The organism is Aliiglaciecola aliphaticivorans (assembly GCF_054782055.1).
The window spans coordinates 51,592-65,666 of record NZ_BAAGTF010000017.1 but is presented as its reverse complement, the minus strand read 5'-3'; the positions used below and the strand labels follow the sequence as shown (position 1 = coordinate 65,666).

Annotated in this window: 10 protein-coding genes and 1 pseudogene; 3 read left to right on the top strand and 8 right to left on the bottom strand. The window is 41.8% G+C overall.

The features are described 5' to 3' along the window. Nucleotides 1–134 precede the first annotated feature (134 nt). From ACYVIL_RS09400 to ACYVIL_RS09390, 3 genes and pseudogenes are all read left to right on the top strand, one after another. On the top strand, nucleotides 135–3,170 hold the full coding sequence (locus ACYVIL_RS09400; RefSeq protein ID WP_460312293.1) for a TonB-dependent receptor: 3,036 nt from the start codon (nucleotides 135–137) through the stop codon (nucleotides 3,168–3,170). A 94-nt stretch (nucleotides 3,171–3,264) separates the two neighbouring features. Continuing rightward, complete coding sequence (locus ACYVIL_RS09395) at nucleotides 3,265–7,047, top strand: VCBS domain-containing protein (RefSeq protein ID WP_460312292.1); 3,783 nt, start codon at nucleotides 3,265–3,267, stop codon at nucleotides 7,045–7,047. Between the two features lie 269 nt (nucleotides 7,048–7,316). Then, nucleotides 7,317–7,421: pseudogene (locus ACYVIL_RS09390) on the top strand (universal stress protein); the annotation flags it as partial. Between the two features lie 184 nt (nucleotides 7,422–7,605). On the opposite strand, the gene ACYVIL_RS09385 reads toward ACYVIL_RS09390, so the two are convergent. The 8 genes from ACYVIL_RS09385 to ACYVIL_RS09350 all read right to left on the bottom strand — a co-directional run bounded on the left by ACYVIL_RS09385 (nucleotide 7,606) and on the right by ACYVIL_RS09350 (nucleotide 14,063). Further along, nucleotides 7,606–8,562: a c-type cytochrome gene (locus ACYVIL_RS09385; protein ID WP_460312291.1), complete on the bottom strand. Its 957-nt coding sequence runs from the start codon at nucleotides 8,560–8,562 to the stop codon at nucleotides 7,606–7,608. After that, a complete protein-coding gene (locus ACYVIL_RS09380; protein ID WP_460312290.1) occupies nucleotides 8,555–9,214 on the bottom strand; it encodes a c-type cytochrome in 660 nt (219 codons plus the stop codon). Before ACYVIL_RS09380 ends, ACYVIL_RS09385 begins: the two co-directional genes overlap by 8 nt. Before the next feature lie 254 nt (nucleotides 9,215–9,468). Beyond that, on the bottom strand, nucleotides 9,469–10,020 hold the full coding sequence (locus tag ACYVIL_RS09375) for a DsrE family protein (protein WP_303475896.1): 552 nt from the start codon (nucleotides 10,018–10,020) through the stop codon (nucleotides 9,469–9,471). Between the two features lie 72 nt (nucleotides 10,021–10,092). Continuing rightward, the gene (locus ACYVIL_RS09370; RefSeq protein ID WP_303475899.1) at nucleotides 10,093–10,488 is read right to left on the bottom strand and encodes a rhodanese-like domain-containing protein; all 396 of its coding nucleotides are present in this window, start codon (nucleotides 10,486–10,488) and stop codon (nucleotides 10,093–10,095) included. A 9-nt stretch (nucleotides 10,489–10,497) separates the two neighbouring features. Beyond that, the gene (locus tag ACYVIL_RS09365) at nucleotides 10,498–11,367 is read right to left on the bottom strand and encodes an MBL fold metallo-hydrolase (RefSeq protein WP_303475901.1); all 870 of its coding nucleotides are present in this window, start codon (nucleotides 11,365–11,367) and stop codon (nucleotides 10,498–10,500) included. An 87-nt stretch (nucleotides 11,368–11,454) separates the two neighbouring features. Beyond that, complete coding sequence (locus tag ACYVIL_RS09360; RefSeq protein ID WP_460312289.1) at nucleotides 11,455–12,117, bottom strand: peroxiredoxin; 663 nt, start codon at nucleotides 12,115–12,117, stop codon at nucleotides 11,455–11,457. A 160-nt stretch (nucleotides 12,118–12,277) separates the two neighbouring features. Next, entirely contained in the window at nucleotides 12,278–12,730 is a 453-nt protein-coding gene (locus tag ACYVIL_RS09355; RefSeq protein WP_303475907.1) for an RrF2 family transcriptional regulator, read from the bottom strand. Between the two features lie 607 nt (nucleotides 12,731–13,337). Beyond that, entirely contained in the window at nucleotides 13,338–14,063 is a 726-nt protein-coding gene (locus ACYVIL_RS09350; RefSeq protein WP_303475912.1) for a YebC/PmpR family DNA-binding transcriptional regulator, read from the bottom strand. Between the last annotated feature and the right edge of the window lie 12 nt (nucleotides 14,064–14,075).

The window sequence follows — 14,075 nt, the reverse complement described above, 5'->3', positions numbered from 1 at the left end:
GTAATATAATTTATATCGATTGGTTGATATATTGGTTTTCATTGAGTATATTACCATGTAACAATAAGGTAACATCATCTTAACAAGCGAACCGCGACCATATGTCCGCATTAAAAACCAACGGAGAACTCGATATGTCGTTGATATCAGGGAACAACACCAAATTAGTCTATCAAAAAGAGCTTTTTACACTTACCCCCGCCGCAAAATGGGTTAAGGCTGCAATTTTTGCTTCTGTAGCTGGCTCATTTGCGTTTTCAGCAACCGCACAAAATTCACCTACTGAAGATGAAAACAATGCAGACAACGTCGAAGTTATCAATGTCGTTGGTACCCGAAAAACAATTCAAGACCAAATTGCAATAAAACGTGAAGCAACGACTGTTGTAGACGGGTTATCTGCTGAAGATATAGGCGATTTACCAGCACTTTCAATTGGTGAAGCATTAGAGTCGATTACAGGTGCAGCATCTCACCGTGAGAATGGTGGAGCCACTGAAATTACGATTCGTGGTTTAGGTCCCTTTTTAAGCGCCACGCACATAAATGGTCGTGAGGCGACAAATGGTAGTGGTGACCGTTCAGTTAACTTCTCCCAGTTCCCATCAGAGCTAATGAAAAAAGTGGCTATCTATAAAACCCAAGACGCATCTATGATAGAGGGTGGTGTTGCCGGTGTTATAACCCTAGAAACACTTAAACCACTAGATTACGGCAAACAACGTTTTCAAGCTGAAGCAAAACTTAACTATAACCCAGATCAAGCTGACGTCGAGAACTCACTCCAAGGCGATTTGGGCTACCGAGGTACAATAAGTTATGTTGACCAGTTCGACTTTGATAACGGAGCTGCAGTAGGTATAACCGTGGGTTGGCAACGTCAAGATATCAGTCAACCAGAAGCTGAATATCGTAGCTCTAGTCCTTCAGGTTCATCGTTATGGGCTTGTTTAAATGATCCAACAAATACGAATGAAGGATTTTTCCGCGGCGCTGCTAACGACTGTGAAGACCAAGTTAGTGGAAGTAGTAACCAAGGTTACAATTCTGAAATCGATCCTGAGACCGGCAGAGCAATCGATTACGGTACCCCATATGCGTGGACTGGCTCAAGCCGTAGTTTCCGTCAAAACGAAACATCTGATGAAAGGGATGCTTTGTTTTTAGGGTTACAATTTCAACCAAATGAAGCTTGGGATATCAATTTCGACGCACAAATTTCTGATCGCACCCAAGCAGAAGCACGTCACGATTTAATCTTCTTACAGAAACGTGTTACGCCTGGCGTAACCGGAGAGAATTTAATTACTAACAGTGTTGGCGGTATTTTACACTGGGAAGGAGAAGAACGCATTGAATCTGCGGGAGAGCAATTTTCTCGAGAAGAAAACTACCGTGGATATGGTTTAAATGTCGAACATTATGTAAATGACAATCTCACCATTCGTGGCGATATTTCATATTCGCAAACCAAGCGTGAGGAATTACAAATATCCAACCGCGGCAGAACTGCGGGTCGTCCATTCATTTCTTGGGATATGGGTGAACAAATACCGAACTTTACGGTCACCAACTTCGATGTAACTGATATTTCTAATTTTACAGATAGTTTACGCACCCGTCTTGACCGTGAAAACGTTCGGGATAATGAAATTACTTCAGCTAGACTTGACTTCGATTATGCATTAGAAGACGGAGCCTTCACCAGTATTCAAGGTGGATTACGCGTATCTGAACTTTCTTTTGTTCAATACGGTGGAAGTAACGGTAACGGTTCTAGAACCGAGGTTAACTTAGATGAAACCGTAACGAACCCAATCGATGTGCTTGAAAGTTGTCAAATTGACTTTCCTGAATCAGGCTTCTTATCAGGCGTATCTGACGGTGATCTTGTTACCAACGTAGACAGCGACGGTAATGTTAATAGCAGTGGCACTGGCTCTTCATGGGCCACCTATGACAACGTATGCTTCTCACAAGCAGTGGCTGCTTCTGGTGGGGTGGCGTTTGGTTATCCAGATGTAGAGTATGAAAATCAAGGTACAATTGACGTAACTGAGAAAACCTCAGCGGCATACGTTATGGCTAGCTATGATACCGAAATGTTGGGTAAGTTCATCCGAGGTAACTTCGGTGTTCGTGTTGTAAAAACTGAAGTCACATCTGTCGGCTTTAGACAAGGCTATGTGTTTACGCAAGATCCGTTAACTGATTTATGGAGCTCTTCAGTAGCAGGTGATATTGAACGCGCGGTTTCAGAAAGTGATTACACTGAGGTGCTACCTAGTTTCAACTTGGTAGTCGACTATAGCGAAGACATTCTATTTAGAGCAGGGGTTTATCGTGGTATGTCTCGCGCCGATCCTGCGGATTTAAGTTATGACCGCACAATCGAAACCGACGACCAAGCTGAAGCAACTTCACGGGAAGAATTATTAACAGGGGTGAATGGGTCTGGCAATCCAAGCACTAAACCTCTCATGTCATGGAACTACGATGTAGCAGTTGAGTGGTATCCTAATGAAGACTCAATCGTTGCATTTGGTTTTTACTACAAACAATTTAATGGTGGCTTCCAGCAACAAACAGAATTAGAGAGCTTCACCATAGATGGAGTTGAAGTTGGATTACCCATTACCAACTCAGTAACCACTGATACAAGCAGTGACTTATTCGGTTTAGAAATGTCGTTGGCATATCGCTGGGATAATGGATTAGGGGTTAAAATAGGCTACAACTATGCAGACTCAGACTACGAGTTTGAAGATAGCCTTTACGGAGATACTTTCGTTACAGATCTAGACGGTGTAACCACTCAACTAAAAGAAGGCATTGTAGAGCCTGGTAACGTTCCAGGATTCTCAGAACATGTATTCAGCGGGCAAGTCTATTACCAAATCGGTGACTTCGATACTGCTTTAATCTACAAGTATCGTAGCGAGTACTTCCAGCCATATACAAGTAACGGCACCAGACTTCGCTTTGTTGATGAAGCTGGAGTCTGGGAAGCGCGTGCTTCTTATAAAATCAATAAACATTTCCGTGTAAAAGTATCCGCAATTAACTTGTTCAGTGAACCTAAGTCTCAAGATTTCTTCACCATCGGTAATACGGGTGAAGTGAATGACTACGGTCCTCGTTTGTTCGCAGGTATCAGCTTTAAATATTAATCACGCACAATGCATAGTTAGGATACACATGGAAACTGCCAATTTTGTTTGCTAGCTATGCGAAATAAAAGAATAATTTTCAGGAGTAGAAAGCATGTTTAAGAAAAAACTTATACCCCTCGTCGTCATGACAGCCTTAGTAGGTTGTACTGATGGTGATAAGGCTGAGTTGGATGGCAATACTCGCGGAAGTGTCGCAATCTCCGGTAGCGAATTTTTCGCCGGCGCTACACTAACAGCAACGGTTACTGATGCCGATGGAATTGAAAGTCCAATCACTTATGCTTGGTCAACAGGCGTGACAGGCGACACATACACTATTACCGAAGCCGACGAAGGCACGGTTGTCTCGGTGTCTGCTAATTATACTGATAATGCAGGTTTCACCGAAGGAGTGGGTGCATCCACTCCCACGATCAACCCGACACTCAATGTAACAGCTAACGTCGTTAAGGGGCCCGTAAATGGAGCAAGTTGTGACATTTATGCACTAGATGATAGCGGAGCAGCAGTTTCGCCCGCGCAAGCTACTGCGACGACTACAGATACAGGTGAAGTGACTTTTGCGGATGTGCATTTCGAAGGCAACGGACTGATTTCATGTACTGGTGGTACTTATACTGACGAATCTACAGGTGAAACCTTAGATGCGCCTATGCTTAGATCTGTGGTGGATGTAGTTGAAAGTACAATTGATGAGAATGGCGATGTGCAACCACCACCAACCTATGTTGTCTCTCCTTTGACTGAAATGGCTGTTCAATCCTCAGGTTCTAACTTAAATGATTTTGCGACAGTTGTTGAAGGGATTAATGCCCGTTTTGGCATTCGCTTTGATGTCACTGAGATTGCTCCTACCACAGTTGGCGTTGAAGCCCTTGGCGCAGATGGAGCAGAAAATGCCGACAGATACGGTTCTGTATTAGCCCTTTTGTCACAGCTAGATGCTGACGATGGGGATAAAGATTTAGCTGCAATTTTAGCCGACCTAGTTACCGACATCGCAGACGGTACCTATTCTGATACTACCTTAGATGCATTTGAAATGGCACAAACCAACCTGCAAACCACTTCAGAAGTTGCAGGTGACGTTGATGTAAGCCTACTTGACGTAATTGGTGCCGCAATTGGCTACAATAATGATCCCGTTACCGCAATAATAGGTGGAGTGCTAAGTGCGACTGTGCAGAATACTTCAACGGATACGTTTACAGCATCCGCTACTGTCACAGATCCAAACTTTGAAGAAGATGCTTTCATCGAGCAAACAGATGTCGTGCTTGATTATGGTACTTTCAGTATTACCGCAGACGGTGAATGGTCTTATTCAGTCGACACTGCAAATGACACAGTGGCTAGTCTTGAAGTAGGTAACTCCGTCAACGACATTGTTACTATTTCAACAATAGATGGCACCACAGCTGACATTGATGTTCGTATCGCAGCCCTAACTCAAGTGGTTCAGATTTCTGACACCGGTGATGATACTGGTGAAATTAGATTTGGCGTCGATAACTTGCGTCAAGGTAAACTTAGTGCCTCATTTTCTAAAGAAGTCGCCCTGGGTAGTGATGGTAACAACAAAGATGCCTATATTACGCTTTACGGCTCTTCAGGTAGTTCTAGTGAATCACTAATCGATTTACGTATTCAAGGCAGTCAAACTGATGCAGACGGAAATCCGATAGATCCTCGTTTCTTAGTGCGTAACACCGACAGCGACGCTTACCCAGGGATTATGATTACAGCTCCCTTCGTTGAAGAGCAGTTTTATGATGTAGAAATAGCCTGGGATTTAGACGCAACAGAACAACTAACAGTCACTATAGACGGTGAAGTTATTGGAGGTGGCTCGTTCTCAACAGCAGCCGTTGTTGATACAGACTTCACAGATTTAGACCAATGGTTTGCTGACGGCGTACAAGTTATCCAATTTAGATTTGGTGATAACGACAGAACCATACCTTTTGGTTCATTCTATGTTGACAATATTGCGATTTATTCCGATACAGATGGCACCGAAAGTGTCTTTGAAGATGATTTCGAAAGTTATGATATAGGCGAAACTTTAGATAGTGATAGTAGTCTTTACGGTTTAGCTATTTACTCGGAAGTTGCGGTTTTTGACATTGGCGATGGCTCTGCGGAACCCACACCTGCAGCTTTCTTCGATTTAACTGCAACAGTTGCAAGTGATACTTCTGTACCGTTAACAGGTACTGTTAGTGTAATTGATCCAGATGCCGGTGAAGCCTTTATCGTTGAATCCACGATTACAGGCACATATGGCTTGCTAACAATACTAGAAGACGGTTCTTGGACTTATACCCTTGATACTGCCGATCCAACAATCGCAGCCCTTGAAGTAGGCGAACGTGAAACCGACACAATCACCATTGAATCTGTCGACGGAACAACGGCAGAATTGGTTATCACTATTAACGGCACCATAGTGGTTGATACAGGGTCAGACAAAGCCGCAAGAATCACTGATTCTTCCACGGAAGATGCGGGCGAGTTAAGATTTAAACCTGATGATGCCATTGTAAAAGGTAGAATGACTGCAACGGTACACAGAGAAGCAGGCGCTAAAGCTGAAGACCCGTCGGAAGATGCACAAATTGCAATATTCGGTTCTAGTACTAGTACCAGTAACGCAATAGCATATATTTCATTAGATATTAGTGGCGATGATTATGACCTGCGCGCTGATGGTTCTTCTAGTGGTGGCGGTTCTACTGCTGGATTTGCAGAAGGCCAAGATATCGATTTCGAAATATCTTGGGATGCAACCGCTGCAAGCGCTACAGTCGCCCCATTGGTCACCGTGACAATCGACGGAACAGTCGCGTTCGAAGGTGAATTTTCTTCACCCAGTGCTGACCTTTCAGCGGTAAAAGATGGGGTACAAACTGTATTCTTCAGAATTGGCGGTACCAGTGATGTAACGGCCTTTGGTTTGATTGTTGATGACGTTAAGTTGTATTCATCAGACACAGGATCAGAAGTTGAAGTATTTAGTGACGATTTTGAATCCTATACAGTGGGTAACTCCTTAGATCCCAATGCAGATACTGCAGATACTGCACCTATTGCAGATGCAATTGTTGAAGCCAACACCCCATACAATAGCAACTCATTTGAAGCTTTTGTTGTGGAGACGGGAAGCACAGAAGAAAATAGTCAGTATGCAATTATTACTGATTCCTCGACTGAAGATGCGGGAGAATTAAGATATAAGCCGGATGATGCCATTGTAAAAGGCAGAATGACAGCCACAGTGCAAAGAGAAGCCGGTGCTAAAGCTGAAGACCCGTCGGAAGATGCGCAAATAGCAATATTCGGTTCTAGTACTAGTACCAGTAACGCAATAGCATATATTTCATTAGATATTAGTGGCGATGATTATGACCTGCGCGCTGATGGTTCTTCTAGTGGTGGCGGATCAACGGCTGGATTTGCAGAAGGCCAAGATATTGATTTCGAAATATCTTGGGATGCAACCGCTGCAAGCGATACAGTCGCCCCATTGGTCACCGTAACAATCGACGGAATAGTCGCGTTCGAAGGTGAATTCTCTTCACCCAGTGCCGACCTTTCAGCGATAAAAGATGGGGTACAAACTGTATTCTTCAGAATTGGCGGTACCAGCGATGTAACGGCCTTTGGTTTGATTGTTGATGACGTTAAGTTGTATTCATCAGACTCAGGTTCAGAAGTTGAAGTATTTAGTGACGATTTTGAAACCTACACCGTAGGTAACTCCTTAGATCCCAATGCAGATACTGCTGATACCGCACCGATAGCAGGTGCTATTGTCGAAGCCAATACGCCATATAATAGCAACTCATTTGAAGTGGTAGTTGGAGAAAGATAAGTTATAAGGGTGGATAACCTTCACCCGAATTTTAATCAATTAAGAGACCGACGGCTCACCCCGTCGGTCTTTTTTTTGCGCACTAACTTCACCTTGCTAATCGTAATCACAAGCAATGGGGTCTTCACGGTGAGCTATTCATGGGCGCGATGTTAAACCTATTCATGGGTGTCATATTAAGCCACCGATGTTAAGCCACCGCTATCTAAACATGGGTGTCATGTTAAGCCCCACTGTCTCTGTCTAAACATGGGTGTCATGTTAAGCCCCATGGTCGCAGTGGCCTTAAATTGCTCCTTGGATCAACTGCCAATGCAGTTTTACAAGGCGTAAAACAAGATGTATTGGCGGTACGCGTGGATGATAAAGCGTAAATAGCGTTATCAATGTAGTTAGATTAGACAAACGTTTGAATAGGGGGATGAAAGGACTAAGCCCAAACTGTAGACGTTAACCTAGCTCAGAGGTACCAGTTGGATGTTAACTAATGCAAAGAGAAACATAGGAATACGAATAAACGCGGCTTGCTAAGAACAGAAGCTAGCAAATGACCGTTAACTAGTTTGGTTTCTCTCCACTATTTTGATGATCGCCCAACAGCACACCATTTATTACCGTCCCATAACGAGTATGTTGATGGAAGTTATAGAAACCTTCTCGAGTATTTTCAACGCTCCCTGTAAAACGAGGATCTTGAGGCCGTTCGTGACCATTGATAAACCAAGCAAGTTGCCATGCTTCTTCATCGCTCAAACTACCAGGTAAACCTAAAGGCATATTGTTTTTTATAAAGGATGCTGCGGTGAAAACACGTGACATACCGGCCCCCCAATTATAAGAACCGTTACCCCACAACGGTGGAAATACGAGCCGTTCATTTTGCTCAATCCCTTGACCATTGTCACCGTGACACATTGCACATTTAGCCTGGTATAGCTTTTCACCAACAGCATCATTCAAGAATACAGGTTTGGTTTTGCCAAGAGAGCTAAAACCTCGCCCCGCAATATTATTCTCATACATAGGTGCGCCTGTCGCCAACCAAGAATGATATGCAACTAAAGACAGCATATCAGCACTATCATAAGCAGGAGGGATGCCGTTAAGTGAATAAGAAAAACACCCGGCAATCCTCTCCTCTATCGAATTAACATGGCCATTTTTCCCCCGAAAGTCAGGTAAAGTCGTTGCCGCTGGCCAAACTGGAGCAGACCACGCCAATCCACCTTCCCCCATATGACAACTTTTACAACTTAACTGGTTAAATACATACTTCCCGCGAAATTGTTGGGTATTCATAAAAATATCATATCCCTTTAGAATAACTTTCTTAAGTTCGGGATTTATTTTTTTATTCTTTATCAATGATTCAATCGTGGGAGGGTTATGTATATATTGGCCAGGTTTCGCGTCTGGGAGTATTACTCCAGAAACTGACGTTTGTGCCGCAGACACACCGCTGCAACAAAACATTAAGATTAACCCATTAATAATAAGTGATTTTACGCTAGTCATTAATACTACTCTTAGCTTTGGTTGCTTTAGGTTCTAAGCTAGTCAGATAATGCGCAACCGCTTGAATTTGTTCGTCACTTAATCGTTTGGCTATGTTTGACATTAAACCAAGAGGATCATTATTGCGTGTCCCTGTTTTCCAATCTTGTAACTGCTGCATTATGTACGTTGCATGTTGACCAGCAAGCGCCGGAAAAACAGCACCGACACCAGCACTATCGACACCATGACAACTGGCACAGGGTGGTAAATAATTGTGCCAATCACCGCTTTCCACTAAGATTTTTCCAATCCCAGAAGGAGCAACAGTTAAAGCTTCACTCTTAGTCACCGGTAAATTAGCATAATAAGTGGCAACTTCTTCTACCTGTTCTGAGGTGAGATCATTCACATTAGGAGCCATTATCTGGCTGATGCGTCGCCCTTCGATATAATCATTTAACTGTTTAACTAGGTAGCCTTGACTCAAACCGGCCAGACGAGGGAAACCAGCCATTTGATTCCCTTCTCCTTGCATCCCATGACAAGCAGCACATGGCGCGCCACTGCCATCACCAACGTTAGCGATGGCGGCCCCGGAATCCGCATCAGCATAACTTACGGCACTAAATAAACAGAAAAGGGAGAGAGTAATTATGCTTAAAACCTTCAATTACACAGCCTTAAATTTAAATGAAAACCATCGACAATAATATAAAAACACTAGCATAGCGCAGTGTTCGATAGTATTTAAAATACGCCAACAAAAAATACTTAGGCGCTTATAAGTTAGCTATTTCTTACTATTGAGTCAGACGAAAATTCTGACTCAATAATAGACTCACTAGCTTATTGAAAATAACCTATGGGATAAGGGAAATTAGTTAATAACACTTCTTTATCAACAGTTTGGGTTCCCATAATTAGTTACGGATTCAAAGTGTAACCTTGCTGTTGCAATAAGGCGTGCGCCGTCATTGCAGATAAAGTAATTTTGATTCCTGGTACTAATTGATCTTTAGTTATCCCCATCTTTGTAGATGCCTGACCACATAGGAATATTTGTGTATTATTCGCCAATAACTGGCGAATTAAGTCTACATTGATATTGTCTTTTTGGAATTTTTTTTGATAGGCAATGTTATTTAATAAATCGTAGGTCGCTTTACTATGAATAACGGCAGCTAAATGGATGTTTTCTAATTTCACACCATTGCCAACATGCATATTAATGAACCGCGCTAAACTATTAAGACTGCGATTAACTTCCCCAGGCTCGGCTTGGGCCGTAATATCAAAAGCTACATTAAATGTTGCATCAGGTGATATTGGGATCATATCAGCTACTTTTGCAATATCACCATAACCTGTAATCACCGACCCCGGGCCAAACGACTCGGGTCCAGCCAGAGCATGGGTCGATATTATCGCTGATATGGCCATACTCCATACATAGATCCAACTTAACTTCTTCAACATAGTGTTTCCTTTGAAATTTCAAATAATAGATACCAAGTTAACTTGGTAAAATAGGCGCAAAAAATTAATTTACTAAATAACTGTTGGGAATTGACTCTTTTCCCAAGCAATCATCCCCCCAGCAACGGATAATACGCTTGAGTGCCCCATATTTTCCAATGAACGGGCGGCTAAAGCTGAGCGGCCACCACTTCTACAAATTAAATATATATTGCGTTGAGACAAATCATCAAGTGCAAGTGAACTGTCACAATGATGTGAAACAGCAGGATGATCACATAATTTGTTTTCTAATACTCCACGAGGAAAGTTTACCGCCCCTAAAATATGTCCCGCGATGAATTCTTCATGCTCTCTTACGTCAATTAAAATCAATTCAGTTTGTGATAATAAAGTATGTAAATTTTCGACTGATATTTCATCAATCTCTGCTCTAACTTCATTAATATATTGTTGTGCCGATTTCATAGACAAACCTCACAGTTGGTTGATTGGTATTTTCAAATACCGCACTTCATTGGTCTCAGGTGGCGGTAAGCTGCCTGCTCTTACGTTCACTTGAATTGACGGGAGAATAAGGCGAGGCATGCTTAAAGTCGCATCTCTTGATTCTCGCATTTCAATAAAATCAGCCTTAGAGTTACCCGCTTTTACGTGAATGTTAAATTCTCTTTGCTCAGCAACCGTTACAGCGCATTCATGTGTTCTAAGCTCAGTTGGATAGTCGTGACAAACGTAAATTATTGTGTCTTTGGGAAGTGCAAGTATCCGTTGGATCGAATCGTAAAGTGTGGCGGCATCACCGCCAGGAAAGTCACAACGTGCAGTTCCTACATCAGGCATAAACATAGTATCGCCAACAAAGACACATTGATTATTCAACAGGTAAGCAATATCAGCTGGGGTATGACCAGGAACATGCATTATTTTGAATGTCAGACTACCAACGTTAAGTTCGTCACCTTCGTCAAAAAGTCGATCAAACTGTGCTCCGTTAGGCAGGAATTCTTTCTCAAGGTTAAATAAGGCCTTAAAGGTTTTTTGAACTTTTGTAATGTGCTTACCAATACCTATAGAGGCATTATATTTGGCCTTGAAAAATGGAGCTGCTGATAAATGGTCGGCATGTGCATGCGTTTCTAATACCCATTCAACGTTCAATTTAGCTTCATCAATATACTTGGCGATAGCTTCAGCGCTAGTTGTGTGAACACGACCCGCGCTGTACTCGAAATCGAGAACGGGATCGATAACAACGGCTTTACGTGTTGTAGGATCACTAACTACATAAGTGAAGGTTTCACTGTCATTATCTAAAAAGGACTCAACATGAAATTGATTAGACATAATCATTCTCCTATAACTACAATTGAAAAAGAACAGCGACGTCGTAACGCCGCTTCACTCTGCTTTTAGATAGTCGTTGTTACTAATTTAAAGTGCTTTTTTGCTAAAGTACCAATCAACGTAGTTATAGCCTTGACCTTCACGGGAGTTAGCGTCTTCTAACGTGTGCGGAGGAGGAACGATAACTTCTTCTCCACGTTTCCAATTTTCCGGTGTAGCACAACTATTAACATCACTCGTTTGCAACGCATCTACCAAGCGAATAAATTCGTCAACTGCCCGACCGTTACTCATTGGGTAGTAAAGCATTGCTCGTAAAATGCCCTCTGGGTCAATTATGAAGGTAGCGCGTACTGCTGACGTATCGCTAGCGCCTGGCTGAACCATGCCGTAAGACTTAGCCACTCGCATTGACAGGTCTTCAATAATTGGAAATGGAATAGTTACACCAAAATTTTCTTTAATATTACGCATCCAAGCAATGTGAGAGTGGATGCTATCAATTGACAAACCAAGTAACTCTGTGTTCATTTGAGAAAATCTGTCGGCCGCATTCGCGAATCCAATAAATTCAGTTGTACACACAGGTGTAAAATCTGCTGGATGTGAAAAAAGAAGTAACCATTTACCTTTATAGTCAGCTAAAGAACGCTGGCCATGAGTCGTTTTTGCATTAAAGTCCGGTGCTGGCTTGTTTAACTGCGGGAAAGTTACGGTAGCTAGCGCTTGAGTTTCAGTATCAGTTGTCATAATAATCTCCAAAATATTAAATAAGTATATCAAATCTACATTTAAATAATAGGCATTTTAGATATACTTTTAAATTATATTTTTTCGATTCTTCTAATCGATTTTTACGATTAGTAGGAACTAAGGAAATAACAGTAGCTGAGTGACGAACGAATGCTAATTATTCTACATTAATAACATCAAGCTCTAGATGATAAGCTAGCGCACCTTCTCTACCTTGCACTAAGTCAAGCAAGGTATATTGATCAAGTTCGGCAATAAAACGAGAGGTTGCATCTTGAAGAATATGACGCAATTTGCAATCTGGAGAAATTACACATTGATTGGTTGGTGATGCAAAGCATTCGGCTATTGCAACGTTTTCAATGGTCATTCTAAATACTTCCCCAAGATTAATCGCTTCTTTTGGTCTCGCTAATTTAAACCCACCGCTTCGCCCCTTTATTCCTGTTATGTATCCAGATTCAGCGAGCTTCGTCATTACTTTCTTCAAATGGTTGTATGAAATTGCATATGCGTTTGCAATTTCCATTGTAGTAACAAGCTCATTTTCCTTGAGAGCCATATAAGTCAAAGCGCGATAAGTAAAATTAGTAAACGTATTTATTTTCACGGTATACACTTAAAAAAATAAAACCATGGGATTAGTTTACATGCTACAAAACAATAAATACACATCCTAAATACACCTTTTATTTAAATAATTCTGTGCTCAAATTAGCTTGTAACAGACCTATCTGATTAAATAGTGGGGACCTGCGACCATCTTCATTGGCAGACATAGCCTTCATATAATTGACTATTGCATCTTTCGCATCCCCCTGGATACCGGCGAAGGTTTTAGCTTGCTTAAATTACTCGGCACAGACGGTACAGATTTTGGTGCACTCAGTATGGCTAAACATGGGTGTCATGTTAAGCCTCCCTATCATGGGTGTCTTGTTAAGCTTGCCACTATCATGGGTGTCTTGTTAAGCCTTTAATACTGACAATAAATGTGAAAAAAGAGAATCAATTATGGGAATGGGATTCGCGTCTTTTGACAAAGGTTATGATGGGACTTTCAATCAAGAAGTTAAGTGGGTTAAATTACCTTATAACCACATGGAGTACTAAAAAATGAGTTTTCCATACATACAAAAATGCCCTGCAAATATGAGGGCATTTTTACCACTAATTAGATAAGTGACTATCGTTCAGTAAACAGATTAACGTGTATATTAATCACGCTCTACAACTGCGTTGTGGTAAACGTGTTGAACGTCATCGCAGTCTTCTAGCATATCCATAAATTTATCAAACACAGCAACATCCTCACCACTTACAATTGACTCTGTTTGTGGGATGAAGGTGATTTCTTCAGCTTCAAATTCAATATCAGCATTATCTTCAGTCAATGCGGTACGTGTGCTGTTGAATTCAGTATGAGGAGCATACACAGTAACAACGCCGTCTTCACATTCAACCTCGGTCACATCAACATCGGCTTCCATTAGCACTTCTAATACGGCATCTTCATCGTCGCCTTTAAATGCAAAAACAGCTTGATGATCAAACATGTGTCCAACGGTTCCTTCAACACCTAGTTTTGAGCCAGTTTTGGTAAAACAATTACGAACATCGGTGATCGTTCTATTATGATTATCGGTAAGGCAATCAACGATAACCATACAACCACCTGGACCGAAACCTTCATATCGTGCGGGTACATAATCTTCACCCGCACCACCCATTGCTTTATCAATTGCTTTATCAATTACATGGCTTGGCACTTGGTCTTTTTTGGCTTTATCGATAAGTCGTCGTAGGGACAAGTTTGCCTGAGGATCGGTTCCACCGTTTTTCGCTACAACATAAATTTCTTTACCGTATTTAGAGTAAACCTTAGTTTTTGCTCCGGCTGTTTTTGCCATAGAGACTTTACGAACTTCGAACTTTCTTCCCATTATATTTGAGCT

Bases quoted from the DNA above. Each gene is read 5' to 3' on its own strand.
- ACYVIL_RS09400 (WP_460312293.1), top strand. From the start codon at position 135: ATGTCGTTGATATCAGGGAACAACACCAAATTAGTCTATCAAAAAGAG.
- ACYVIL_RS09395 (WP_460312292.1), top strand. From the start codon at position 3,265: ATGTTTAAGAAAAAACTTATACCCCTCGTCGTCATGACAGCCTTAGTA.
- ACYVIL_RS09385 (WP_460312291.1), bottom strand. From the start codon at position 8,562: ATGACTAGCGTAAAATCACTTATTATTAATGGGTTAATCTTAATGTTT.
- ACYVIL_RS09375 (WP_303475896.1), bottom strand. From the start codon at position 10,020: ATGTTGAAGAAGTTAAGTTGGATCTATGTATGGAGTATGGCCATATCA.
- ACYVIL_RS09370 (WP_303475899.1), bottom strand. From the start codon at position 10,488: ATGAAATCGGCACAACAATATATTAATGAAGTTAGAGCAGAGATTGAT.
- ACYVIL_RS09365 (WP_303475901.1), bottom strand. From the start codon at position 11,367: ATGTCTAATCAATTTCATGTTGAGTCCTTTTTAGATAATGACAGTGAA.
- ACYVIL_RS09360 (WP_460312289.1), bottom strand. From the start codon at position 12,117: ATGACAACTGATACTGAAACTCAAGCGCTAGCTACCGTAACTTTCCCG.
- ACYVIL_RS09350 (WP_303475912.1), bottom strand. From the start codon at position 14,063: ATGGGAAGAAAGTTCGAAGTTCGTAAAGTCTCTATGGCAAAAACAGCC.